This window comes from Shewanella polaris (assembly GCF_006385555.1).
GTDB classification, from domain to species: Bacteria; Pseudomonadota; Gammaproteobacteria; order Enterobacterales; family Shewanellaceae; genus Shewanella; species Shewanella polaris.
On the sequence record NZ_CP041036.1, the window covers coordinates 3960237 to 3985903 of the forward strand.

Genomic DNA, 25667 nt, shown 5'->3' on the forward strand with positions numbered 1-25667 from the left:
TTCATTACAGATAGAAGCCTGTAGAATCTATAGCATTAAGTTTATAGTTCAACCAGATTAGAGAAAGGGGAAATACATTGGACTCAATTAAAATTGCTTTGCAATACATGCTGCCAAAACACTTTCTATCACGCTTAGTCGGTAAGTTTGCTGAAGCTGAAGCAGGCGCGATCACCACGGCGGGGATTAAGTGGTTTATCAAAAAATACAAAATTGATATGTCAGAAGCATTGCAGTCTGAGCCAGAAGCTTATAAAACATTCAATGCATTTTTTACTCGAGCGTTAAAACCTGAACTCAGACCATTGTGCCAAGACACCAATATTATGGTGCACCCTGTTGATGGCGCTGTAAGTCAATGCGGCCCAATTGAAGCTGGCAATATTTTCCAAGCCAAAGGTCACAGTTATACCTCTGAAGCATTATTAGGTGGTAATAAGGCTGATGCGGCACGCTTTGATAGTGGCGACTTTGCAACCATTTACTTGGCGCCCAAAGATTACCACCGCATCCATATGCCAATTACCGGCACATTATCAAAAATGACATACGTGCCAGGTGATTTGTTCTCAGTGAATCCACTCACCGCGCAAAATGTGCCAGGACTGTTTGCACGTAATGAACGTGTCGTCGCAATATTTGAAACCCAAGCAGGCCCGCTTGCGATGGTACTAGTCGGTGCAACCATTGTTGCCAGCATTGAAACTATATGGTCTGGTACAGTTACCCCACCAGGCGGTAAGCAAGTCTTTAGCTGGGATTATCCAACAACAGGGCCAGAAGCATTAACCCTAGAAAAAGGCGCCGAAATGGGTCGCTTTAAGTTAGGAAGCACGGTAGTGATGTTATTTGCCCAAGATGCCATTGATACATTTGCTGATGGCGTCGAACCAGGTGAAACTACGCGCATGGGTCAACCTTTCGCGAAACTCTCCCAACAGTAATTAATATGACGGTAACTAAACCCCACTCTGGGTTAGTTGAATTACATTTAGCTGTACTACTTTTTGGTGGTACGGCTTTATTTTCTAAACTTATTCCTCTTAGCGCTCTTAACATTACCTTTTTACGCTGTATTATCGCCGCCATCGTGCTCGCCATAATAATTAAAACCACCAAACGCCCACTTAGATTACAACGTCAGCCAAGATTATTGGGAGGCCTTAGCGTTAGGGACGTTAGTTTGCCTACATTGGGTAACCTACTTTGCTGCCATGCAGTTATCTTCTGTCGCCATTGGCATGATTGCTTTTTTTACATATCCCGTCATGGCAGTGTTAATCGAACCCTTGATCAATAAAACTCAAATAAAGCTACTTGATGTGATATCCGGTATGACGGTATTAATAGGGGTGATACTGTTGATCCCTGAAGCCAACTTAGATAATGACATTACCTTAGGTATTATAGTGGGTATCATTTCAGCAGCATTATTTACTGCCAGAAACTTACTCCATAAACGGGTGTTTTCGCATTACAGTGGACCCCGTGCGATGTTTTATCAAACCTTAATCACTTTTTACTGTTAAGCCCTTGGCAAGATGTGTCTCCCCCAAGATATTAGCCAAACGACTTGGGGATTGATTCTGTTACTGGGCGTGGCATTCACAGCTTTACCCCATGCATTATTTACTACCGCACTGCGTTATTTAAGCGCCAAAACAGTTGGGTTAGTGTCATGTTTACAGCCGTTTTACGGTGCAGTGCTAACGCTATTAGTCTTAGATGAACAGCTAACAATCCGAACCATTATTGGTGGAACAATTATTGTTGCAACGGCTTTATTTGAAACTCAACAAAGTCATCAAAAAAAGCGAGCATAATCGGGTAAATTTGCTAACATGGCCGGACTCCAACTTGAGCCAAATATTATGTTTCGTTTAGCGTGTTTATTCCTATGTTTCCTTATCGTTAATACACTGTCGATTCCTGTATTAGCCAATACCCCTCTGACTTTAGATAAACGTTTGGGGCTTAATAGCCAACCCGAAAATCAACCACTTGATATACAATCTCAAATTGCAGAACTTGAAAGCAGCATTGAAAAGCTGCAAATAGAACAGCAAACCTATACCAATATTGAACGCTCTAACAACCAAATCAAGCTATCGCTTACAGGGCAACTTCGTGAAGCTCAGGTAGCATTAAATCTCGATACGGATATCGCGCTCGATCAGCAAGCTTCAATGGCTTATTTTCGTCTATCGGAGTTAAAAGAAACTGAGTCGAGCCTAAATCAGCAGTTACGTGTAATTTCACAACGCCAAACACAATTACCGCAGTTAATTACTCAAGCCGAAAATGCCTTAACTCAGCATAATAAAACCCAACAAGTGCCAATTGATACTCCATTGGGTAAACGTAATAATCTTCAGTCTGCACTGCTAACACAACAAATTGAGACCTTACAAGCTGAACGCTTAGCTAACCCTAAGCAATTAGAAATTACTCAGCTTCAACAACAACTCAATAGATTATCTTTAGAACAACAAGAAGACTTTATTGAGCTTATTAACAAATACAATATTGCGTCTCGTCAGCAACAAACCGCAGATACCATAGCCAACAATTTAATTGATACCCAAGAGCTAGCCGACCCGTGGTCGCTAGAATTAAGTAAATTAAATCAGCGCTATGCAACACAATTACAAACACTGACAAGCAAAATCAAAGCAGCAATAGAGAAACAACAACGAATTGAAAAGCGCTATCAATCACAAAATGCACAACTTTCAAATGTTCTTGAACAAATCACTTGGGTTAAAACCAATTCAGCATTCGGTGACCGTTTCTTGCAAATGCTGCAATCATTACCTAAGCCACCCAATCTTGATAAATTGCAAACAGAATTAGCGGATGCGCGACTAGAACGCTATCAATTAGAACAGCAACAAGCATTAAATAGTCAACAGCTCGATGACAGCGAAACTTTTTCAGAAACGCAAAACAAGTTACTGCAATCACAACAGATACTGATAGAGCAATTGCTGCAGAGTTATGATCAATATTTAGCTGAATTTGCTAAATTACGTATTGGCTATGAACAATTAAATCAATTACATGACACATTAAAAAATACCCTTAACGAACATTTATTTTGGGTACCTAACGCTCCTAGTATTGGCGCATTATGGTTAATTGATTTAAGCCACAGTAGTGTTTGGTTACTGCAATCAAATCAGTGGCAGTCATTACAACAAGCTTGGTCAGAACAAAGTAATTATTGGGCCTGGTGGGGCATTTTATTGTTGTGCTGTTTAATGGCACAAGACATGCTGACACCTAAGTTCAATAAAGCGCTTAATCGTTATGCTGTGTTTGTGGGCAATGTGACGCAAGATAAATTTAAGTACACCATCAAAACGCTCATAATCAGTTTAGTGTATGCCTTGATAAAACCCTTACCGTTAATAGTCGCAGGGATTATTTTCTCAAGTTCAGAGCAAAATATGGTTCATGCTGTGGGCGTCGGCATTTTAGCCATTGGTGTGTGTTTTCTGATTTACCAATTCTTTTTCTTATTAACCCTAGATAAAGGGATTTTAATTAGTCATTTCAGACGACCGAAAAAAATTGTCAAACAAGCACAACAGACTATGGCTTCATTTGTACTGGTATCAGCACCGTTAATTGGCTTAATGGGCTTTACCGAGGCTTTAGATACTTCATTAGTACGCAACAGTATTGGCCGTGGTGCATTTATCATTTTCTGTATTTTGTTGTGCCGACTGTATAAAGATATCATGTTACTTATTGGCCAATATCGTAAAAATAAGCCTAGTGCCACTAACATGGCGATTATTCAACAAGCAGTATGGTTAATCCTGATCGTCACCCCTATTTTTAGTGCTATTTTAGCGGGTATCGGCTACTACTTCACGGCTTTTCAACTTCTATTACAGCTACAGATATCGGTATTATTAGGTTTGGGCTTCTTACTTACCTATCAGTTAATTAAACGTTGGATGCTGATTGAGCGCCGCTTAATCGCGTTTGACCGCGCCAAAGCCAAGCGTGCAGAACGTTTAGCACAACGTGAAAAAGGCGAATTACACAACAATGAACCGATAGAAACCTACGAAGAACCCATTGTTGATTTAGAAACGATTTCTAGCCAATCACTGGGCTTGGTCAGATCAATTTTGATTCTAGCCTTTTTCGCCAGTTTATTAGGCATATTGGCGCAAACGCATACTGCGGTATTCACGTTTTTAGACGGTATTACCTTATGGACCACCAATAGCAATATAAATGGCATTGAGCAACAAGTACCCATTACATTAAAGTCAATTTTATTTGGGTTCATGTTAGTTGGTTTCACGTTAGTAATTGCTAAAAACCTCCCTGGCTTGCTAGAACTTACCTTGTTGCAGAGATTAGATTTATCGCCAGGAACCGGTTTTGCCATCACTACCGTTAGCAGTTATTTAGTGGTGTTTTTTGGCATACTGCTTGGGTTTTCGACCCTTGGCATGGAATGGTCAAAATTACAGTGGCTCGTTGCGGCGCTCTCTGTGGGTTTGGGCTTTGGCTTACAAGAAATTTTTGCTAACTTTATTTCTGGTTTAATCATTTTATTTGAAAAACCCATTCGTATTGGCGATACCGTCACTATCCGCGATCTCTCAGGAACGGTCAGTAAAATCCAAATCAGAGCCACTACGATTGTCGACTGGGATCGCAAAGAAATTATTGTGCCTAACAAAGCTTTTATTACTGAACAATTGGTTAACTGGTCGTTGTCCGATCAGATCACTCGTGTGATCGTGAATGTATCGGTATCTCGTGATGCTGACCCTGCTAAAGTTGAAATGTTACTTCATCAAGCCGTGCGAGAATGTGACTTATCATTAGCTATCCCAGAACCTGAAGTATGGTTTGCAGGCTTTGGTCAACATACACAAGATTATGAAATTCGTTCGTATGCCAAAGACATGTCCGCTCGTTGGCCTTTACGTCACAACTTACATAAACTTATTACTAAAAAGCTTAAAGAAAATAATGTCGAACTTGCTTATCCACAAATGGAAATTCACATTAATCAGTCATCTAAAGAAGATACTGGCTTATATAAAGGTTAATAGGAATATTAATTAAGGACTCCTAATGCTCGTTTTTGCTCACCGCGGCGCTAGCGGTTATGAACCAGAAAACACCTTAGTCGCTATGGATAAAGCCCTCGACTTGGGTGTGAATGCTATTGAACTGGATGTGCATTGCGTAGAGGATGAATTAGTGGTGTTTCACGATCGCCGCTTAGAAGGTAAATCTACTGGTACAGGGCTAATACACTTAACCACCAAAGCAAAACTGGCTCAATATACCATTGGTGGACAAGCGATTCCTACGCTGTGGCAAGTACTCGAACGGGTAAGTACTAAAAGCAAAGGCTTGTGCACCGTTAATATTGAATTAAAAGGGATTGGCTGCGTACAGTCCTTTATTAGTTTATACCCTCAAGCTCTCAAACTGCTTCACTTTACTCCTGAACAGCTATTAATATCGTCATTTAACCATCCTGATTTAGCTCAAATAAAACGAGCTTTGCCACGAGCGGTTATCTCCCCGTTAATATCGGGTATACCGTTAGATCTAGCTCAAATCGTGACGACACTGAATGCTTATTCAATTAATCTTGATGTGAGTTTTGTTAATCAAGCGATTGTTGATGATGCCCACCAACGAGGTGGTAAAGTATTTGTATTTACCGTTGATAATGCTGATGATATTAAGGCATTAAAAACGATGGGTGTAGATGGTATATTCAGTAATTATCCAGACAAAGCCATGGAGGCAACAATGATGCCGATAACAACGAATTATAATGGATGGTTTGGGTAAATAATTTAAATATTGAAGCTTAGGGCCTGCACAACTTACATTGTTATTGCATAGTCATAATGATTGAAGTTCTGCCTAGCTGCCAATACTTTCAGAATTATCTCAATTCGGCTATTTGGTCGCTAAAATTAAGATGACAGCCCCCTTTTTTCTTCATCAAAAAATGAGATAGATCAAACTGTAATAAAAATGATCGCCATAATCGATAAAAAGTTATTGCTAATGATAACGGTTTTCATTTAGAATAAGATTACTTTCTTAGCTCAACCTATTTTTGAATGAAGAGGCTTTCTATAATGTACGTTTGTCTTTGTCATGCCATCACTGATACTCAAATTAAAGCTGCCGTAAGCCAAGGTGATTGCTCACTTGCTGACGTGAAAAAGCGTTTGGGTGTTGCTGATCAATGTGGTAAATGTGCGCGAATGGCAACTAACATCATTCAGACTCAGCTAGAGTACGAACCTAATTTCTATGAAGTGGCTTAACCTAGGGCCTGTTGATCTTTCAAGGTTGTTTTTGCAGCGAATTGTTGGTCATTTGTACAAGGCAGAGACTTTGTGATGTAGTTATTCTACATAAAAAGTCGATAACGTAGTAAAAATGACCAACAAACGCTGCCCGAAGGGTTCGGCTAAAAACGTTTTACTCTTTGTTGAGCGAATTTAGCTTAGATTGCTAGGCAGCAATCCGCTCGCCTCGATTAAAACGTTTTTATCTCGAACAAAATTTAACCTGCAAAGATCAACAGACCCTAGCCTCTTGTTAATAAAAAAAGCTGCTCATGTGAGCAGCTTTTTTTGCTCATTTTTTATCGGCTTACCAGCCCAACACCATCTGGACAAGTAAGCACATCGTAAAGATATTCACACAATATTAACGTTAAAAATAATATTGGTGCAATCGCATAGAATCACAATCACACCCTAGATAAACAATTAATCTAACGTATCAGTAGAACCATCTACAGCTGACTCGCTGTCGTCGTAAACACCATCGACATCAACACTATCAACCCGTTGCAAGCCTCTTGGCAGTTTAGCTCCCCGACGCCCGCGTTCACCTCTATAATGCTCTAGATCGCTTGGTTTCAAGGTTAATTTACGTTTACCCGCCCATAAAGTAACAGATGCATCTTGAGGTACCACACTTAGGTGCAATAATATTTCCTCACGATTTTTAGCCCGATCTGTCGGAATACCAATGATTTTATTGCCTTTACCTTTTGATAACTGCGGTAAAGCATCAAGATTAAACATTAACATGCGCCCCTCTGAGGTGATCGCTAATAAAGATTGATCTGCGGCTTTGTTAATTAATTTGGGTGACAACACAAGTGCATTTGTTGGCAAGTTTAGCAGCGCCTTACCCGCTTTATTACGGCTGATCAAATCAGGATAAGCACAAATAAACCCATAACCTGCATCGGTTGCCAACAAGAAAAATTGCTCATCGGCACCCATTAATACATGCTGCATGGTCGCACCTGGCGCCATATTAAAGCGTGTGGTAATAGGTTCACCTTGGCTTCGTGCCGACGGTAATGTGTGGCTGTCTGTCGCAAATGCGCGGCCAGTGGAGTCAATAAATACCGCAGCTTGATTACTCTTACCAATGGCGCTGCATAAGTAACTGTCTCCCGACTTGTACGACAAGCCCTCAACATCAACATCATGACCTTTAGCACAACGTACCCAGCCTTTATCTGACAACACTACAGTGACAGACTCTGTTGGGGTTAATTCTTGCTCAGTCAGTGCTTTGGCATCAATACGTTCAATAATAGGTGAACGACGATTATCACCATAATTATCGCCATCTTGGATCAATTCTTTCTTTACCAAGGTTTTTAAACGACGGTCTGAGCTTAATAACAATTCTAATTTGTCACGTTCTGCGGCTAACTCGTCTTGCTCGGCTTTGATCTTAAATTCTTCAAGCTTAGCTAGATGACGTAATTTTAATTCTAAAATGGATTCAGCTTGTTTATCAGACAAGTTAAACCGTGACATCAATTCGGCTTTCGGTTCATCGTTAAAACGAATAATTTCGATCACTTCGTCAATATTTAAAAAAGCTACCATTAGGGCTTCTAAAATGTGTAAACGAGCTAACACTTTATCAAGCCTATACTGCAAGCGACGTGTAACGGTTGTCATACGGAACTCTAACCATTCAGTTAGCAGCGTTTTTAAACCTTTAACTTGTGGACGGCCATCGAGCCCCAATACGTTTAGATTCACTCGGAAGCTTTTTTCAAGATCTGTCGTGGCAAATAAATGGGTCATTAATTGATCACAATCAATACGATTTGACCGAGGCACAATCACTAACCGAACGGGATTTTCATGATCAGACTCATCACGTAAATCAGACACCATCGGCAATTTTTTTGCCTGCATTTGATTGGCAATTTGCTCTAAAATTTTACCGCTACTGGCTTGATGCGGTAATGACGTGATAAGGATCTCGCCCTGCTCTTCACGATAAACAGCACGCATTTTAATTGAACCACGCCCAGTATCATAAATCCGCTCAATATCTGCTTTTGGGGTAATAATTTCGGCTTCTGTTGGATAATCAGGACCAGGCACTAACTCCATTAATCGCGCTAAATCTGTTTTAGGGTTATCAATAAGCTCAACACAGGCTGACACTAACTCACGAACGTTATGTGGTGGAATGTCTGTTGCCATACCCACAGCTATACCGGTAATACCATTAAGCAAAATATGCGGTAATCGTGCTGGTAAGGTTTTAGGTTCCTTCATGGTGCCATCAAAGTTAGGGCTCCAGTCGACGGTACCTTGACCTAATTCCGACAATAGCACTTCAGAGAATTTTGATAATCTGGCTTCGGTATAACGCATTGCCGCAAATGACTTAGGATCATCTGGCGCCCCCCAGTTACCTTGACCATCGACGAGTGGATATCGATAAGAAAATGGCTGCGCCATTAACACCATGGCTTCATAACATGCGCTATCACCATGTGGATGATACTTACCTAAAACGTCACCGACAGTACGGGCAGATTTTTTATGTTTAGATTGTGCAGATAAGCCTAATTCGCTCATGGCATAAATAATACGGCGTTGGACGGGTTTTAAGCCATCGCCAATATGCGGTAAGGCACGATCCATAATCACGTACATGGAATAATTTAAATAAGCCTCTTCGGTAAAGCGCCTTAGCGGCATTTGCTCTACCCCATCAAGACTTAATTCAATCGCATCACTCATTATTTCATTTCCTGTGATTGTTCAGGTGCGTTATAAAACAGACGGTAAATATTACCTTTTAGGTCATCTGAAATGTACATAGCACCATCTGGCGCATTAATAACATCAAACGGACGTGCAACCGGAAACTCTCCATCTAAAAAGCTCACCACGGTTTCACGTTTAATAACCTTTTCATCTTTAATATCAAGCATCACAATTTGATAGCCGACTTTACTTGAGCGGTTCCACGAGCCATTTTCGGCCACAAAAAGCTGTTGATGATAGCGTTGAGGAAATTGCTCACCCCGATAAAAACTTAATCCCGTTGGCGCCACATGTGCTGGTAGTTCAAATTCGGGAACCGTAATATTTAAGTTTTCGGGTTTATCATATGCAGGTTCAACCACATCGGTGCCATGCAAATAAGGAAAACCAAAATGGCTACCTTTAATGTCTACACGATTAATCTCATCTGCAGGAATATTATCACCCATCCAATTACGGCCTAAATCAGCAAACCATAATTTGTTAGTTACAGGTGACCAATCAAAACCGGTAACGCTTCTCAACCCAAAAGCAATTTGTTCACTGGCACCGGTATCGACATTTATAGCCAAAATATTCCCAAATGGCATCGGGGATTCACAGACATTACATGGTGAGCCAATAGCAACATACAGACGTCCGTCAGGGCCAAAGCGCATAGAACGAGTGTATTTTTTATCTAAACTGGGTAAATTAGAATAGACTTCACGCGCTCGACCAGGTCTACGTAATCGAGATTCAATCTCATCAAAACGAATAATGCGATCATCCTCGGTAACGTATAGCGAGCCGTTGTGGAAAGCGACAGCCTCAGGATAATCAAGGCCTTTGGCGATAAGGTAACGCTTATCGACTTGTCCATTTTGATCACTATCGATTAGCGCATACACGGTGCCACTTTTTTGTGAACCAACAAATAAAGTACCGTTATCGCCCACGGTCATTTGCTTAATATCACCTAAATCAGAAGCATATAAGCTTAAACCAAAGCCTTTTGTTACCGTAATTATCACAGATTGTGCTGCTGAAGCAAAAATCGGAAACAAGCCTAAAAAGAATATTCCCATAAAGGCTAATTTACCGTTATGGTTAACGTAGGATCGCAATCTAATATACTGCATGCTAATTATTCTTTGCCTTATGTTATTTATTTTTATTGGCATTAAAACTCAACTAAAGTAACGCTAAGTCACCTTTGCTTTCTAACCAGCTCTTACGATCCGGAGCACGCTTTTTGGCTAGTAACATATCCATTAATGCCACAGTCTCATCTGCATCATCAATGGTTAATTGTACTAAGCGTCGTGTATTCGGATCCATGGTGGTTTCACGCAATTGCAAGGGGTTCATTTCACCCAGACCTTTAAAGCGAGTCACTTGCACTTTACCTTTCTTATTTTCTGCTGCTATACGATCTAAAATTCCGGATTTTTCGGCCTCATCCAAAGCATAAAAAACTTCTTTACCGACATCAATACGAAATAGTGGCGGCATAGCAATATAGATATGCCCATGATTCACCAATACGCGATAATGCTTTAAAAACAACGCACACAATAGTGTCGCAATATGTAGTCCATCAGAATCCGCATCGGCTAAAATACAAATTTTACCATAACGTAATTCTGAAATATCTTCACTGTCAGGATCGCAACCAATCGCAATCGAAATATTATGCACCTCTTGCGAGCCTAACACTTGTGAGGCATCTACTTCCCACGTATTTAAAATTTTGCCTCTTAATGGCATAATCGCTTGAAATTCTCGGTCTCGAGCTTGTTTGGCACTACCTCCAGCAGAGTCACCTTCCACTAAAAATAATTCACCACGCATAGGGTCTTGGCCACTACAATCCGTTAACTTGCCTGGTAGCGCAGGGCCTGAGGTGACTTTTTTACGCGCGACTTTCTTGGCTGCTTTTAAGCGACGCAGTGCATTACCAATACACAGTTCTGCCAACTGCTCGGCTAATTCTGTATTGGAATTTAACCATAAAGAAAATGCATCTCGAGCAATGCCTGCCACAAATGCAGAACTTTGACGACTAGAGAGTTTTTCTTTGGTTTGCCCAGAAAATTGTGGGTCTTGCATTTTTATCGATAAGATAAACGCTGCACGATCCCAAATGTCATCGGGCGATAATTTAATTCCTCGAGGAACAAGATTACGGAATTCACAAAACTCACGCATAGACTCAAGTAAACCTTGTCTAAAGCCATTGACATGAGTACCACCTAATGGAGTTGGTATTAAGTTGACGTAGCTTTCACTTAAACTGTCACCACCTTCAGGTAACCAAGTAATCGCCCATTCAGCGGCTTCTAACTTGCCTTTAAAACTGCCCACAAACGGCTCTTCTGGTAATAAAACCGAGTCTTTTATGGCTTCTTTAAGGTAATCGGTTAAGCCACTTTCATAGAACCACTCATGTACTTCACCATTTTGCTTATTGGTAAATTTGATCCGCAAACCAGGACATAATACCGCTTTCGCCCGTAGGATATAAATTAACTTACTGACAGAAAAATTGGGTGAATCAAAATAACTGGTATCGGGCCAAAAATGCACTCGAGTCCCGGTATTACGACGTCCACATGTACCCGTAACAACCAACTCTTCAACTTTGAAGCCGTTTTCAAATGCCATGTCATACACTTGAGCATCTCGGCGAACCGTAATTTCTACTCGGGTGGATAAGGCGTTAACAACTGAAATACCTACGCCATGTAAACCACCTGAAAACTGGTAGTTTTCATTGGAAAACTTACCACCTGCATGCAGTTTAGTTAGAATAAGTTCAACTCCAGGAATGCCTTCTTCTGGATGAATATCCACAGGCATACCACGGCCATCGTCGGTCACTTCTAGGGAGTTGTCAGCATGGAGTACAACGTCAATTTTAGTCGCGTGCCCCGCCAATGCTTCATCAACACTATTATCAATGACTTCTTGCCCAAGATGGTTAGGTCTAGAAGTATCGGTATACATGCCTGGACGGCGTTTTACCGGGTCAAGTCCATTGAGGACCTCAATAGCATCAGAAGTATATTGGTTGGTCATAATCCACACATTTGGAGTTAAATAGAGCCAAAGTTAGCCCAAATTGATCGTTGTTTGTAACGGTATAAAGTTACAGCTGAATAAATTTACATATTTTGTCTAATTGTTGTTCATAGCCGACAAAACTGTGGTCGCCTTTCGGCTCTAAATGTAATTCACAGCTATGGTACTTATGTAGCGCTTGCCGATAATCTAACACTTCGTCACCAGTTTGCAACAGCACAAGAAAACGATCTGGATGTCGGATCACATGAGTATTAAACGTAGCGACATCATTTTGATGTATCGGCAACACCTGATAATGTTCGTTAGTATAAGGATTATATTGGGGTCCGATAAACTGTTCAAATAATTCGAACGGTTTTACCGCAGGATTCACCAAAACGGCTTTTCCACCATACATTTCAGCTAAATAACTCGCAAAATAACCGCCTAATGATGAACCGATAAAGCGTAATACCTGCCCTTGCTGTTTAGCTTGTTCAGTAATGTTGCACAATAATGTCATTGCTGCGATGGGTGAAGAAGGTAATTGTGGTTGGTAAAAATCGACTTGTGGATAATGTTGCTGAATATAGTGTGCGGTTTGAACGGCCTTGTCTGACCGCGGAGAGCTATTAAAACCATGTATATAAAGCAGCATATTCCCTCGCGAGACGATTAAGTAGCACTAAACGTCCCTTACAAAATAAGATGACGCGCTAAACTAGTATCCGCTGGCCTCATTATCAGGTGCAAATCGATTTCCTGGCACACGGTACACGTTAGTACGAATGCTACCATCGCATGCCAACTCCAGCAAACGATAACCGGGTTGAAGATTATCTAATGCAAAATACGATGAAGCTGGTTTGAACTGAATACAGGTTGATGGCGTCGCCATTAATGGAATAGGACCATGCGCTCCAAAATGAACATTATCCACTTGTTGATGTACATGCCCCCAAAGAACTCCTTTCACTTGCGGATAGCGACTTGTTCGTTGCAAAAAGTCTTCACCATTCATCATGCAATGCTGATCTAACCAAGCACACTGCATTAATATAGGATTATGATGCATCACTAACAACACATGCTTATTCGGTTCATCCTTAATTGCAGCATCTATCAAGGCAAACTGTTGTTCGCCCATATAGCCGCCAGGCTTACCTCGAACAGTAGAATCAAGCATGAGTATCAACCAATTACCAATAATGACTCTTTGTTGGCCAAAGATCTGCTCACCTTGCATACGCAAGCTCATCAACCTTGGGTCATCATGATTACCGGGTAGATAGTGACAAGGCAGATTTAACATCTCAATTTTTTCAACAAAGTGTTGATAGGACTCAGGGGAGTAATCTTGACTAATATCGCCAGTTGCCAACAAAATATTAGCAGGATATTGGGTTGCGATGAACGTATTCAGAACAGCTTGGAGACTTTGTGCCGTATTCACACCCAGTAATTGACCTTCAGGATCGGCAAAAAGATGCGGATCGGTCACTTGGACTAATCGCACGGGTTCATTTTCAGCAATAGAATAATGGACTGCTTCTTTAAGCACTAAAAATTCCTAACCTGGTATAAATAATAAAAAAGCTACGATTGGTAAGTCACACTCAGAGACCCAATCTTCAACAGCTCTTCAAGGAATGCATTCACCTGAAATTTTTCATCGCTATGATGCATATGTATATTCGGGTAATCATACACGGGCTTTAAACGATAAATCTGTTGGCTAGTTAACACTTCTGCTAATTGTGCATCATGATAGACACGGACAATTACTTTGGGAGATTTAAAAAAATGTCCATTTGGGATTGGACGTGATATTTCAACTAACTGAGTATACTTAGTATTTTCAATTAGATTAATTGACAACATTCCGAATTTGCCATTAATTTTCCAAGGTTCGTTAACATTGATTTGCTCGGGTAACCATTTTAAAATATGCGCATAATTTCGACCACAGACAGCTAAAAAATCACTGACATTAGGTTGGTATTTTTGCTTTTTATTTAGGATAAACTTTGCCACTCAATCATTCCTACCTTACTCATTATCACGTTCAATAACTAAAGTGTGTCACGAATTTTTTGGTAATTTAGCATCAACCATTGGATGCCTAATACCGTCGCGGCATTATCGATACGACCATTATTAATCCATTCATAAGCTTGTTGCCTGCTCACTACATGTACACGAATATCTTCATTTTCATGTTCAAGACCATGTATTCCGCCGGCATTGGTTGTATCAACATGCCCCAAAAACAAGTAAAAACGCTCAGTTGTGCCACCAGGACTAGACAAGTAACTGTTTATATAGGTTAAATTTAATAAACTTAATCCAGTCTCTTCGGCTAATTCACGTTCAGCGACTTGTTCAGGTAATTCGCCGGGCGCTATCATACCTGCCACCAATTCAAGAAGCCAGATTGATTTAGTAGTTACTAATGCAGGAACCCTAATTTGTTCGATTAACACGACCTCATCACGAACCGGATCATAAGGCACCACCACTACGGCATTGCCTCTTTCAAAAACTTCGCGAGTTACCTCGCCACTCCAACCACCTTTAAACAATTTATGCTTAAAGGTGTATTCTTCTAACTGGAAAAAACCTTTATACAACACTTTCTTGGATATCAAACAGAAACCGGAGTCAGCATCAAAGGTTGTTATAGTGGGTTGCTCAGACATATTTATCCTTGTCGATTAAAACGTAAACAGTATACTCATTTTAGCAGTTCAAATTAGCATAATTAATAACGAAGTATTTGGCACTACACATGCAAAAGTCAGCTGAAAAAAATAAAATCTGTTACACTTCAAATTTGACTTGAAAATGAAAAAATCACTACCATTAAGTAAAATTATAAGTAATGTAATGAATAAGTAGTGAAACAAATGCAGTAAATACTTTAGTGGTTAACCATTAATGTCAGCAGTAATAATGCAGTAAGCCATTAGATATCGATATTGAATAACGATATCATCTTAAAATACTGGGCATACTCATTAAACAAGTAAGCTAACACTGATTGCCGCGTTAATATTGAAAAAATGATAATTCATTAATTTAACGAAGATCATGAACAAATTTATTAGTTAATCAACACCTCATTTTACGAGGAATTGTCTAAAAGGGCAGCAAATGAAATTCAAAATTGGTTCATTATACGCAGCACTAGCATTTGCTATTGCAGCACCAGCATCGCAAGCTGATGATTTACTTCAAATTTATCAACAAGCACTCACTAGCGACCCTATTGTTTTACAAGCTAAAGCACAACGTGATGCATTATATGAAAGTATTGAAGAAAACCGCGCACCGTTACTGCCAACGGTCAGTGCCAGTGTTGGCTATGCTAAATCTTGGTATGACCCAAGCAACTCAAGTAACAGTGAAACAGTTATCAGTGGTGTTAGCCTAAGCCAAGTCATTTACAATCATAGTGCGTGGGTTGGTTTAACATTAGCTGAAATGGCGGCATCGCAAGCAGATTCTGTTTATGCATCAACATTACAGTCACTTATTACTCGTGTCACTACCGCGTATTTTAATGTATTAACGGCCAAAGATAACTATGAATTCCAAGGTGCTGAAAAAGCAGCAATTGAACGCCAGCTTGAACAAACTAAACAACGGTTTGCTGTAGGCTTAACTGCTATTACTGATGTTCATGAAGCACAAGCTCAATATGACTTAGCCTCTGCAGTAGAAATTCTAGCACTGAATACCTTAGACAATAGCTATGAAGCGTTACGCGAAATTACCGGAATAGATCATAAGTCGATTAATATTCTTGATACTGACCGTTTTTCGGCAGGAAAGCCTTCACCGGCCTTATCATCTGATTGGTTGAAAATGGCTGAAAACAGTAGCATTGATTTAATGACTCAACGTATCGGAAAAGATATCGCCAACGAAACCATTAGCTTATACAAAGCTGGCCACATGCCATCATTAAGCCTTAGCGCTGGTTATGATAATACCTCAGTACTTAACCCTGGTTCTGATTATAATACAACGTCTGTAGGTGTGACGTTAAGTATCCCTATTTTTGAAGGTTTTTCTGTGACATCACAGGTTAAGCAGGCACAATTTGCGTATGTTGAAGCAAGCGAGAAGCTAGAACAAACTCATCGTAGTGTGACCAAAAATATACGTAACAACTTTAACAATGTTAATGCGTCTATCAGCTCAATCAAAGCCTATGAGCAGTCAGTTATTTCATCTGAAAGTGCGTTAAAAGCGACTCAAGCTGGATTTGAAGTGGGTACTCGTACTATTGTTGACGTATTAAACCGTACTCGTGATTTATACGATTCAAAGCGTCAACTATCTGAAGCCCGCTATGGCTATATCAATTCTATTTTAGCGCTGAAACAGGCGGCAGGTACGTTAAACGAAGATGATATCATCTCAATTAACAATGGATTAATTACTCAACAGTAATGATTCTTCGCCCACAAAAAAAACCGCCATTTGGCGGTTTTTTCATTCACATTATGCGGTGTTAGAAAACTAATTCAACGCCAGCAAATGCACCTTTAAAACTTGTATTTTGTGATACATCAGAAAAGTTGCTCACATCAAAGTTAAACTCACGGTAACCAACACGGATAGAAGTATCAACAGCTAATCCATCAAACTGCCACCCTAAACCAGCACCATAGTCATATACGTTAGATTCATCTATGCCTAACAACACATCAGCAAAACCAAACAAACCTAAACCAACCATGCCAACTTGTGCACTGGCATAACCCATCACAACGCCGCTGTCGATATCCACTTCTTCAGGATGACCAGCATCATTAACACGTAATGAGCCGCTCATTAACTTGTATGCAGCGCCTAAATCAACTGACACTAAATCATTATCAAGAATTTCGTAGTACAACATAAAGTCTGTATTATTTAAGTCATTGGTAACTGATACATCGCCAGAAAAATAGTTACCATTAAAGGTAAAGTCAGCGTTACTAATGTCCGAACTCGATTCGAGCGAATTCTGACGAATTTTAACATTCGGTACAAACGGAAGTGGATGCTCAATAGCAAACCATATACTGCCTTGTGCTGAATCATCATCAAAACTGTGAGCAACACCGCTATCATCATTAAATGAATTTGTAGTGTCGGCCTGCCAATAATCAGCGCCGACTTTAAAACCTAATACAGTTGCCGCATGAGCCGATGACATACTTAAAAGGCCCACGACAGCTGTGGCAAGAAGAGTCTTTTTCATCATTATCCCTGTGAGAGTAAATTAGTTAAATCAATTACCGCGGCATTTGCACGCGAAATATAATTAGCCATCACCAACGAGTGATTAGCGACTAAACCAAAACCATTTCCATTAAGAACCAAAGGGCTCCAAACTGTTTGCTGAGTAGCTTCAAGTTCACGAATAATTTGACGTAAACTGACCTCAGCGTTTTTCTTTTCTAAAACGTCGGCAAAATCAATTTCAATTGCTCGCATAAAATTCAATAATGCCCAAGCAGAACCACGGCTTTCATAAAATACATCGTCTATTTTCCACCAGCCAGTTTTAATTTCATTACTTGATAAACCAGGTGTAGATTGACGCGCAGAGTTATCACCTGCTAAATCAGTATTTAATCGTTCTTGGCCCACACTGGCAGATAAATGTTGCGACATACTGCCTAAGCGTTTCTGAACTTCTTTCAACCATTCATTCAGATTATCTGCACGAGCATAAAACTGAGCATTATTGTTGTTAGCATCACTGATTTTAGCACGATAAAGTTTCAATAATTTAATCGCATCGCGATACTCACCTTCAGCACTTGGCACCAACCAACTAGTATGACCAATGTTTAGTTTAGAATGTGCAGCGAGTAAATCAGCATCAGCAGTCGACTGCGACTGTGAACGGCTAAACTCTTTACGCATCGTTAATGCTAAATCACGTACTTGCTCTAGTGCCCCAAACTCAAATGCAGGCATATTATCCATCATTACCGACGGAGGCATAATATCATTTGATAGCCAACCACCTGGTTTATCCAGCAAGGTTTCCATGGTGGTAATAAGTGACGTTGTGGTCGCATAACCCACAATGACGTTACCGTTATCGGCTTGCGACGATACCGGTTTAATGGGATCGGGTTCAATACTCCACCACACACTCACAAAGTAAAGTACTAAAAAAAGCACCCCAACCACGCTTAAAATTTTATTCCTTGTTATTTGCATCAATATTGCTCCTTAATGATGGTGATGATGCTCTGCATGTTCATCATGATCAGTACCGGCTTGTTTAAGCACCATAAGCTCAATCATAAGATGCTGACCATCTTCAAAAATTAATTCTAAAGGGACTTTATCATTAACAGCCAATGGTGCGGTTAACGACAATAACATCACATGATTGCCCGTAGGTTGAAGCGTTAACGAACCGTGAGACGGTATTATAAACCCTTCAACTTGACGCATTTTAACCATGCCATCTTCTTCAACAATGGTATGTAACTGTGCTACTTTTGCCGCACTGGTCTTCACTTCAACTAACTTAACATCGCTGTTGTTATGATTTTCTAACGTAAAATAAGCGGCAGTATTAGGCACACTCGCAGGCATAGCTCTAACATGTCCATCAACCAAAACAACATTAGCACTGGCCGCGAATGATATTGATGATAACACTAAAAAGTTAAACAGATGTTTGAATATTGCTTTCAATGTCTTAAACTCCATGTAATGTCACTCGCATTCACTTAAGGAAGCTACGAATGAGTTATATTCAGGTAAGAGATGATCAAGGCGTGCGTATCATCAGTTTTAATCGTCCAGAAAAGCGCAATGCCTTTAATCTAGAAATGTATCAGCAATTCACAGAATACCTGATCCAAGGTGAAGCCGACAATGATATTCGTGCCTTTATGTTTCACGGTACCGAAAACTGCTTTAGCTCTGGCAATGATATCGTCGATTTTCTACAAAGTGGTGCGTTAGATGATAATCATCCAACCGTTAAATTCTTGTTTTGTTTATTAGATCTTAAAAAGCCTGTAGTGGCTGCAGTAACCGGAGCCGCGGTGGGAATAGGGACAACATTGCTGTTGCACTGTGACTTAGTATACGCCGACAATAGGGCAAAATTCCAAATGCCTTTTGTGAATTTAGCTCTGGTACCAGAAGCCGCTTCAAGCATATTGTTACCATTAATCGTGGGTCAACAAAAAGCGGCTGAACTTATTTTACTTGGCGAAGCCTTTGATGCAGAGATGGCTGAAAAATTAACCATTATTAACCGCGTGGTTGCCCAAGACGAGCTCATTAGCTTCAGTCTAGCGCAAGCAAAAAAATTGGCAGCTCTACCACCGTTATCTATGCAAGCATCAAAACGGCTTTTACGTCATAACCTAGCAGAAGTTAAAGCTCAGATGAAATTAGAAATAGTTGAATTTTCTAAACGCTTACAAAGTGATGAAGCAAAACAACGCTTCCAAGCTTTCTTAAAAAAATAGTGACATACATCAATGTAACCTGTCTACGGGGTAATCAATGATCCCCCGCTTATCCATTACTGGGCAAGCCTTAAAATCGAAATGTTTTTTGGCTCATCACCACGGCAATCACAAAGTATGCAAGTAAACTAATACTTGGATTGGTTAGCACTAGCCCAACCGTTACCACACGAGTCCAAAGTAATGACCAACCGTATTGTTTCGCTAATTTAGCCGATACGCCACACACGATTCGAGTTTCATCTTGTAATCTATTGATTAAACAGTTCATATTACCCTCTAATATTTAATAAAATTTATTCTAAAAAAGCAATGATTTAAGATTAAGCTTGGTCATTAATGCTTGGCCATAACAGCCAGCTGACTAACATCGCACACAATCCAAAACTGATAACTGGCAATAACAATAACGACATTAATGGCAGCACCAAGCCTATATTCATCGCCCAATCCATTACTTATTTTCAGCAGCTACTGTGGTACTTATTTGTGGTTGTTCAAAGCTAGCAAACTCTAGTGCCGAATTAATTTCAAAAACTTGTTCAGCTATTTGGGTTTGCAACGACAGCATTAACTCTTGCTTCACATTTGAAATCATCTCTTGGCTCGCTTGCGTCATATTCTGCTCTAGTGCAGCGACCGTATTAGAGATTGAAATTTCATCTGCTTGTGCCGAAACACTGGCGGTAACCAATAATGCAGCTGCAATTGATAATTGAACACTACGGCGAATCACGTTGGTTGAAGTTAATGTAGACATAATAGCATCCTTTCTTGTGTTGGTTATTGGCAACTAAACACCCGTCTAGTTGATTACACAATAGGTATTACAAGCTACGTGCCAACTTTAACAATCAACTATAACCATATAATTAACATGATAAATTTATTAATTTTAGTTTATGTAATTGAACTTATTAGTCGAGCAAAAAACCAACAGATAGTAAAATTCACCATATCATTGGTGAAAATGACCAGCCGTTTTTGTTATCTATGATAGAAATGACAAAAAATAGAAATATACAGTGAAATATCACCGAGCTTGGGGAGGATGATTGAATGAATATCATATTCACTCATTACATAAGCGAATACTTAAATAGCGACTATTTAACCCGTTAAGTATTTTCAAAGAGAGTAATGCAGGGCATAAACTCAAAAAACGCCAAATAAAAAGCACTTATTATTAAGTGCTTTTATATGGTATCTGAGTGTTCAACACAGCGAGGCTTAACTGTAGATCTGCCGCTATCGAGATATATTAAGATAGCGACTTAATGGCATTCATCATTGGCCAGTGCTTCTGCATCGACAAACTCAGCGGCTTTTAGTACAACCCTAATATCAGCATTGGGTTTATGGGCATTTTCACTTAAATGACGACGCCAACCACGCGAACCCGGTAATCCTTGGAATAAACCAATCATATGGCGGGTAATGTGATTTAAACGACCACCTTGGGCTAAATGAGCTTCAATATATGGCAACATTTGTTCAATCACTTGCTGACGAGTGATAACCACTGTATCGAGTCCACACAACTGTTGATCAACTTGTGCCAACATATATGGGTTTTGGTAAGCTTCACGCCCCACCATCACCCCATCTAGCTGGGCTAAATGCAACTTAGATTCTTCAAGGGTTTTAATGCCACCGTTAATGCTAATATTCAAGTGCAGATAATCACGCTTTAACTGATAAACTCGATCATAATCTAGCGGCGGAATTTCACGATTCTCTTTCGGACTTAACCCTTGTAACCAAGCTTTACGCGCATGAATAGTAAATGCACTACAACCTTGAGCGCTCACGGTTTCAATAAAATCAGTTAAAAATAGATAACTGTCTTGCTCGTCAATTCCAATACGGGTTTTAACTGTAATGGGAATATCAGTGACCTGTTTCATCGCATCAACACATTGCGCCACAAGCGCAGGCTCAGCCATTAAACATGCACCAAAACGACCATTTTGCACTCTATCAGATGGACATCCGACATTGAGGTTCACTTCATCATAACCACGTTCAGCAGCCAACTTGGCACACGCCGCTAAATCAACAACATTAGAGCCTCCCAACTGTAACGCCACTGGATGCTCTTGTTCGTTATAAGCTAAATAGTCACCCTTACCTTGCAATATGGCGCCCGTTGTCACCATCTCGGTATACAGCAATGCCTTACTCGACATTAAGCGAGCAAAGTAACGATAATGACGGTCGGTCCAATCCAGCATGGGCGCAATGGAAAAGGTGCGATCTACCGTATCTATTGGTGTAGCTAGCTTTGGCGTTGTATTCACTGAATTATTTATACTCATCATTTGCGGTATTGATGCACCGTATTAGGTGCATTTTGGGTAATCGTTGTTGCACAAGGAGCCAGTAAAGAAGTCATAAATCAGCTTAATACGACTGGACAGTCCTAAATAGTGAGTAATTATATCATTAACCCGTCATTGAGAAACAAGTGTCTACTGATTTAAGGAAAGATCAAACAATGGCGATTAAGCTCAATTACTCTCAATTTACTGTTATCCAAAACCACAGCCAAAAAGTGAAATTGTCAGCTAGAATCCTTATCTCAGTCATTTAATTTAAAATCAATAACTTAAATAAACTAAACTCCCCCTGCATCGGCACAATGAAAAAGTGCGTTCAAGTGTATCTATTCGTGAGTCTAGCTTTAGTATGCCTTTTGTTACATTGATCAGAGAACTTCTATTAAAAGGTTGATACTCATATAAAGCCAAACTATTGTAAATATTTTCACACAGGTGTTTTTTTTAGTATTGGTCAGAAATCCTCAGGCCAAAATAAGCGCACTCCAAATACATTTTTATATTGTAATGAGCTGATTTATGGATGATTTAAAGCACTTTTTTTTGTTATTCAACCTACTATTATTTGGAGTATTAACTAACGTCCCCGCCGCTTACGCAAATGATCAATTTATTATTAATAACTCAGAATCCGAATTGGATAATCGGTATCAATACCCCTATGACCTTTTAGCATTAGTGATTGAAGCAACAAAAGTTGATTTTGGCGAAGCATCTTTAACAGTGTCCAGTATGATAATGAGCCGCAATCGTACATTCAGGGCATTAAAAGATGGCCACACTATCAATGTTATCGCTGAAGCCTCAAAGTTAGAGTGGGATGAACAGCTTATACCAATAAAAATCCCCATTCGAAAAGGCATTCAGGGGTTTAGGATTTTTATTATTAAACAGGAAAATGCAGCGACATTAGCCAATATCACCACATTAGCGCAGTTAACCTCTCTTAATACCGGCTCTGGTAGACAATGGTCTACTAAAGTTGCCATGCAAAAAGCGGGATTTAAGGTTGTAGAAAGTACTGAATATAATAGTTTATTTAATATGTTATCCAAGGAACGTTTTATCACCTTTGGACGTGGTGTTAATGAGGTTTTTCAAGAAATTGAACTATTTAAACAGCATTATCCCGAGTTAGTTGTTGATGAACATCTTATGCTCAATATTCCGTTGGCGACATATTATTATGTGTCACCGGACAAGCCTAGGTTAGCCCAGAGAATACAAGTTGGTCTTCAGAGAATTATCGAGAGTGGTCAGTTTGATCAGTTATTTTATCAATATCACTGTACTTATTTGATAAAAAGTAAGTTGAATCAAAGACTCATTTTTAAAATCGATAACCCATTTATTTCAGAATCAGACATGACGACGATCGTGGGCAATGATTTTCTTCTCAACCCAAGAGGGGACTTTTCAGACTTGTGTAGTCAGTATCTTTAAATCAGCCATTAAAGCCTACCCCCCCACGGACTTAACTTTCCGTCGAGCCACAATTCAATATGCTATGTGTTGCATAAGAAAACGACAATCAATATTGACGACTTTATGTTCAACTATGTTGATGTCCACTCACATCGAGTGCTTATTTGAAGGTGTAACCCATTGGTTCAAGACAATATTTGGCATCATAAATTTACAATGTAAGCGACTGATACTCATGTTTTTAAGCTTAAATAGACTAAAGTAAACTGACGGCTAATTTTATATTGTTTATACTAAACCACTGGATAAAAACATTTTTATCCTTGTTAGTAGTTTCAATTTCATTTTTGTGTTCTAAGCTTAAACCTCTATTTGACATTGCTGATATAGTAGCAATTTACACTTATTAGCTAGAATGATGGCAAGCTTATGCTCTAGTTGAATTATCGCCACTTTTTTGAATGTAAGAGGATCGCTTAACCTATGAAAGTTGAATTCATTAATCCATTCCTTGTTTCTTTAATCAATGTTATTTCGACCATGGCAACAATGGATTTAAAACCCGGTAAACCACAGTTGAAAAACCATGACCTTGCTAAAGGTGACGTATCCGGTTTAATTGGTATGGTTGGCCCAACAACCCGCGGATCGCTTTCAATTACCTTTGAAAAAAAATTGATTCTCGAAATTATGAATAAGATGCTGGGTGAAGAACCTGGATTTATCAACGATGAAGTGACTGATTTAGTTGGGGAAATAACCAACATGGTCACTGGCGGCGCTAAAAATTTATTAAGCGAAAAAGGTTATGATTTTGATATGGCGACACCAGCTGTGGTGTCGGGGAAAAATCATACTATTTCTCATAAGGCACAAGGTAAGAAAATCATGATGCCGTTTACTCATGAATACGGCAATGCCTTTATTGAAATTTGCTTTGAGGATATAAAATAGCCAAAACTAAAATGCCCAATAGGCATTAAGCACTAAAAATAGTGGGGTGGTTACTCAAGCAGCTCAACCACCACACGAGGGGTTAATTTAGTCACTAACTCATAAGCAATAGTGCCAATATATTCGGCTACTTCTTCTACTGCGAGAGCTTTACCCCATAACTGAACATTATCCCCTACTTTGTCTGCTGCATTGGCACCTAAGTCGACCGTTAACATATCCATCGATATTCGACCCACTATTGGCACACGGCGACCGTTAATCCACACGGGGGTGCCTTCTGGTGCATTGCGTGGATAACCATCACCATAACCAATGGCCACGACGCCTAACCGAGTGTCTTGTTTCGCGGTCCAGAAAGCGCCGTAGCCGACACTATCACCGGCTTTGTGCTCACGTACAGCAATTAAATTAGACACTAACTCCATTGCTGGAATTAATCGGTGATTAACACCTCTATCACCTACAACCGGAGATACACCATAAAGCGCAATACCGGGTCTTATCCAATCAGCTTGGCTTGATGGCCAAAATAATGTCCCGGCAGAATTAGCTAAGGTGCGATCCCCTTCTAAGCCTTTAATCCGTTGCTCAAAGGCATCCATTTGCGTTTGAGTGAGGGTGTTATCGGGTTCGTCAGCACAGGCAAAATGGGTCATTAAATGAATCGGCTTAGCCACTTGCGGACAAGCCAGCAAGCGCTGATAAATACTGTCAAACTGATCCAAGGTAAAGCCGATACGATGCATACCCGTATCGATTTTTATCCATACGGTTACTGGCTTCTCAAGCTTTATGGTTTCAAGCATCTGCAATTGCGACTCATGATGAACCACAGTATCAATATTATGGGTAACCAGTGTTGGTAAGTCCGACTGACGGAAGAAACCTTCTAATAGTAAAAGCTTACCTTTTACCCCGCCGTCTCTAAGTTGTAGCGCTTCTTCAAGCCTTGCTAAACCAAATCCATCCGCGCTGCCACTGTACATACCGACAGTTTCTGCTGCATTTAATAACCCAACACTTTCAGCAACATTCAATAATCCATGGCCATAACCATTAGCTTTTACAACGGCCATCACTTTGCTATTAGGAGCAATAAGGCGTAATTGCACTAGGTTACTTTGCAAAGCAGAACGACTAATTTCTGCGCGAGGAAAAGGTTTCAATGGATGACCTTAATTAAACAATATAATAAATTTTATTATCGGTTTGTTAATTTGACAAACACAATCAAATCAGCAAAAAATACGATTATCGTAAATGATTTTCATTAATAAATGCAGCCGAAT

At 39.8% G+C, this 25667-nt stretch carries 22 protein-coding genes and 1 pseudogene; 9 read left to right on the forward strand and 14 right to left on the reverse strand.

From position 1 onward, the window contains the following. Positions 1-77: 77 nt before the first annotated feature. The 5 genes and pseudogenes from asd to FH971_RS17260 all read left to right on the forward strand — a co-directional run bounded on the left by asd (position 78) and on the right by FH971_RS17260 (position 6329). Positions 78-944, forward strand: coding sequence for an archaetidylserine decarboxylase (gene asd, locus FH971_RS17240; protein WP_137225450.1), 867 nt, complete (start codon positions 78-80; stop codon positions 942-944). A gap of 5 nt (positions 945-949) precedes the next feature. Beyond that, positions 950-1823 (forward strand): annotated as a pseudogene (locus FH971_RS17245) (DMT family transporter). An 18-nt stretch (positions 1824-1841) separates the two neighbouring features. Continuing rightward, positions 1842-5081, forward strand: a complete 3240-nt coding sequence (locus FH971_RS17250; protein ID WP_140235137.1) for a mechanosensitive ion channel domain-containing protein — start codon at positions 1842-1844, stop codon at positions 5079-5081. Positions 5082-5106: 25 nt separating this feature from the next. Beyond that, on the forward strand, positions 5107-5841 hold the full coding sequence (locus tag FH971_RS17255) for a glycerophosphodiester phosphodiesterase (RefSeq protein ID WP_140235138.1): 735 nt from the start codon (positions 5107-5109) through the stop codon (positions 5839-5841). A 296-nt stretch (positions 5842-6137) separates the two neighbouring features. Continuing rightward, complete coding sequence (locus tag FH971_RS17260; RefSeq protein ID WP_137225444.1) at positions 6138-6329, forward strand: bacterioferritin-associated ferredoxin; 192 nt, start codon at positions 6138-6140, stop codon at positions 6327-6329. 450 nt (positions 6330-6779) lie between these two features. Here the strand turns inward: FH971_RS17260 and parC are convergent, their stop codons facing one another. The 7 genes from parC to nudF form a co-directional block, all read right to left on the reverse strand. Next, positions 6780-9083 carry a DNA topoisomerase IV subunit A gene (parC, locus tag FH971_RS17270; RefSeq protein WP_140235139.1) on the reverse strand — a complete coding sequence of 768 codons (2304 nt, stop codon included), beginning with the start codon at positions 9081-9083 and terminating at the stop codon, positions 6780-6782. Next, a complete protein-coding gene (locus tag FH971_RS17275) occupies positions 9083-10177 on the reverse strand; it encodes a PQQ-dependent sugar dehydrogenase (RefSeq protein WP_240778511.1) in 1095 nt (364 codons plus the stop codon). Before FH971_RS17275 ends, parC begins: the two co-directional genes overlap by 1 nt. A 106-nt stretch (positions 10178-10283) precedes the next feature. Next, a complete protein-coding gene (gene parE, locus FH971_RS17280; protein ID WP_137225437.1) occupies positions 10284-12170 on the reverse strand; it encodes a DNA topoisomerase IV subunit B in 1887 nt (628 codons plus the stop codon). A 70-nt stretch (positions 12171-12240) separates the two neighbouring features. Beyond that, complete coding sequence (locus FH971_RS17285) at positions 12241-12813, reverse strand: YqiA/YcfP family alpha/beta fold hydrolase (RefSeq protein ID WP_137225435.1); 573 nt, start codon at positions 12811-12813, stop codon at positions 12241-12243. A gap of 63 nt (positions 12814-12876) precedes the next feature. After that, positions 12877-13716 (reverse strand): 3',5'-cyclic-AMP phosphodiesterase, encoded by an 840-nt coding sequence (gene cpdA / locus FH971_RS17290; RefSeq protein ID WP_137225433.1) that lies wholly within the window; start codon positions 13714-13716, stop codon positions 12877-12879. Between the two features lie 35 nt (positions 13717-13751). Then, entirely contained in the window at positions 13752-14189 is a 438-nt protein-coding gene (locus FH971_RS17295; protein ID WP_137225431.1) for a DUF1249 domain-containing protein, read from the reverse strand. 38 nt (positions 14190-14227) lie between these two features. After that, positions 14228-14854 (reverse strand): ADP-ribose diphosphatase, encoded by a 627-nt coding sequence (nudF, locus tag FH971_RS17300; protein ID WP_140235141.1) that lies wholly within the window; start codon positions 14852-14854, stop codon positions 14228-14230. Between the two features lie 454 nt (positions 14855-15308). Here nudF and tolC point away from each other — a divergent pair, with 454 nt between their 5' ends. Further along, positions 15309-16613: an outer membrane channel protein TolC gene (gene tolC, locus FH971_RS17305; RefSeq protein WP_140235142.1), complete on the forward strand. Its 1305-nt coding sequence runs from the start codon at positions 15309-15311 to the stop codon at positions 16611-16613. A gap of 61 nt (positions 16614-16674) precedes the next feature. Here the strand turns inward: tolC and FH971_RS17310 are convergent, their stop codons facing one another. The 3 genes from FH971_RS17310 to FH971_RS17320 are packed head-to-tail and all read right to left on the reverse strand — an operon-like array spanning position 16675 to position 18884. Continuing rightward, entirely contained in the window at positions 16675-17409 is a 735-nt protein-coding gene (locus FH971_RS17310) for a TIGR04219 family outer membrane beta-barrel protein (RefSeq protein ID WP_140235638.1), read from the reverse strand. 2 nt (positions 17410-17411) lie between these two features. Next, on the reverse strand, positions 17412-18383 hold the full coding sequence (locus FH971_RS17315) for a DUF2333 family protein (protein WP_137225425.1): 972 nt from the start codon (positions 18381-18383) through the stop codon (positions 17412-17414). Positions 18384-18395: 12 nt separating this feature from the next. Beyond that, complete coding sequence (locus FH971_RS17320) at positions 18396-18884, reverse strand: copper chaperone PCu(A)C (RefSeq protein WP_137225423.1); 489 nt, start codon at positions 18882-18884, stop codon at positions 18396-18398. Positions 18885-18919: 35 nt separating this feature from the next. On the opposite strand from FH971_RS17320, the gene FH971_RS17325 reads away from it, so the two are divergent. Further along, positions 18920-19657 carry an enoyl-CoA hydratase-related protein gene (locus FH971_RS17325; protein ID WP_137225421.1) on the forward strand — a complete coding sequence of 246 codons (738 nt, stop codon included), beginning with the start codon at positions 18920-18922 and terminating at the stop codon, positions 19655-19657. Between the two features lie 70 nt (positions 19658-19727). Here the strand turns inward: FH971_RS17325 and FH971_RS17330 are convergent, their stop codons facing one another. From FH971_RS17330 to dusA, 3 genes are all read right to left on the reverse strand, one after another. After that, the gene (locus tag FH971_RS17330) at positions 19728-19928 is read right to left on the reverse strand and encodes a PspC domain-containing protein (protein ID WP_140235143.1); all 201 of its coding nucleotides are present in this window, start codon (positions 19926-19928) and stop codon (positions 19728-19730) included. A gap of 183 nt (positions 19929-20111) precedes the next feature. After that, a complete protein-coding gene (locus FH971_RS17335; RefSeq protein WP_140235144.1) occupies positions 20112-20417 on the reverse strand; it encodes a hypothetical protein in 306 nt (101 codons plus the stop codon). Positions 20418-20931: 514 nt separating this feature from the next. After that, positions 20932-21975 carry a tRNA dihydrouridine(20/20a) synthase DusA gene (gene dusA, locus FH971_RS17340; protein WP_140235639.1) on the reverse strand — a complete coding sequence of 348 codons (1044 nt, stop codon included), beginning with the start codon at positions 21973-21975 and terminating at the stop codon, positions 20932-20934. A 540-nt stretch (positions 21976-22515) separates the two neighbouring features. Here dusA and FH971_RS17345 point away from each other — a divergent pair. Beyond that, positions 22516-23439: a hypothetical protein gene (locus tag FH971_RS17345; RefSeq protein ID WP_140235145.1), complete on the forward strand. Its 924-nt coding sequence runs from the start codon at positions 22516-22518 to the stop codon at positions 23437-23439. Positions 23440-23904: 465 nt separating this feature from the next. Beyond that, positions 23905-24375 carry a chemotaxis protein CheX gene (locus FH971_RS17350; RefSeq protein WP_137225310.1) on the forward strand — a complete coding sequence of 157 codons (471 nt, stop codon included), beginning with the start codon at positions 23905-23907 and terminating at the stop codon, positions 24373-24375. A gap of 50 nt (positions 24376-24425) precedes the next feature. Here FH971_RS17350 and alr read toward each other — a convergent pair whose 3' ends face one another. Further along, positions 24426-25544 (reverse strand): alanine racemase, encoded by a 1119-nt coding sequence (gene alr / locus FH971_RS17355; protein WP_140235146.1) that lies wholly within the window; start codon positions 25542-25544, stop codon positions 24426-24428. Positions 25545-25667 lie beyond the last annotated feature (123 nt).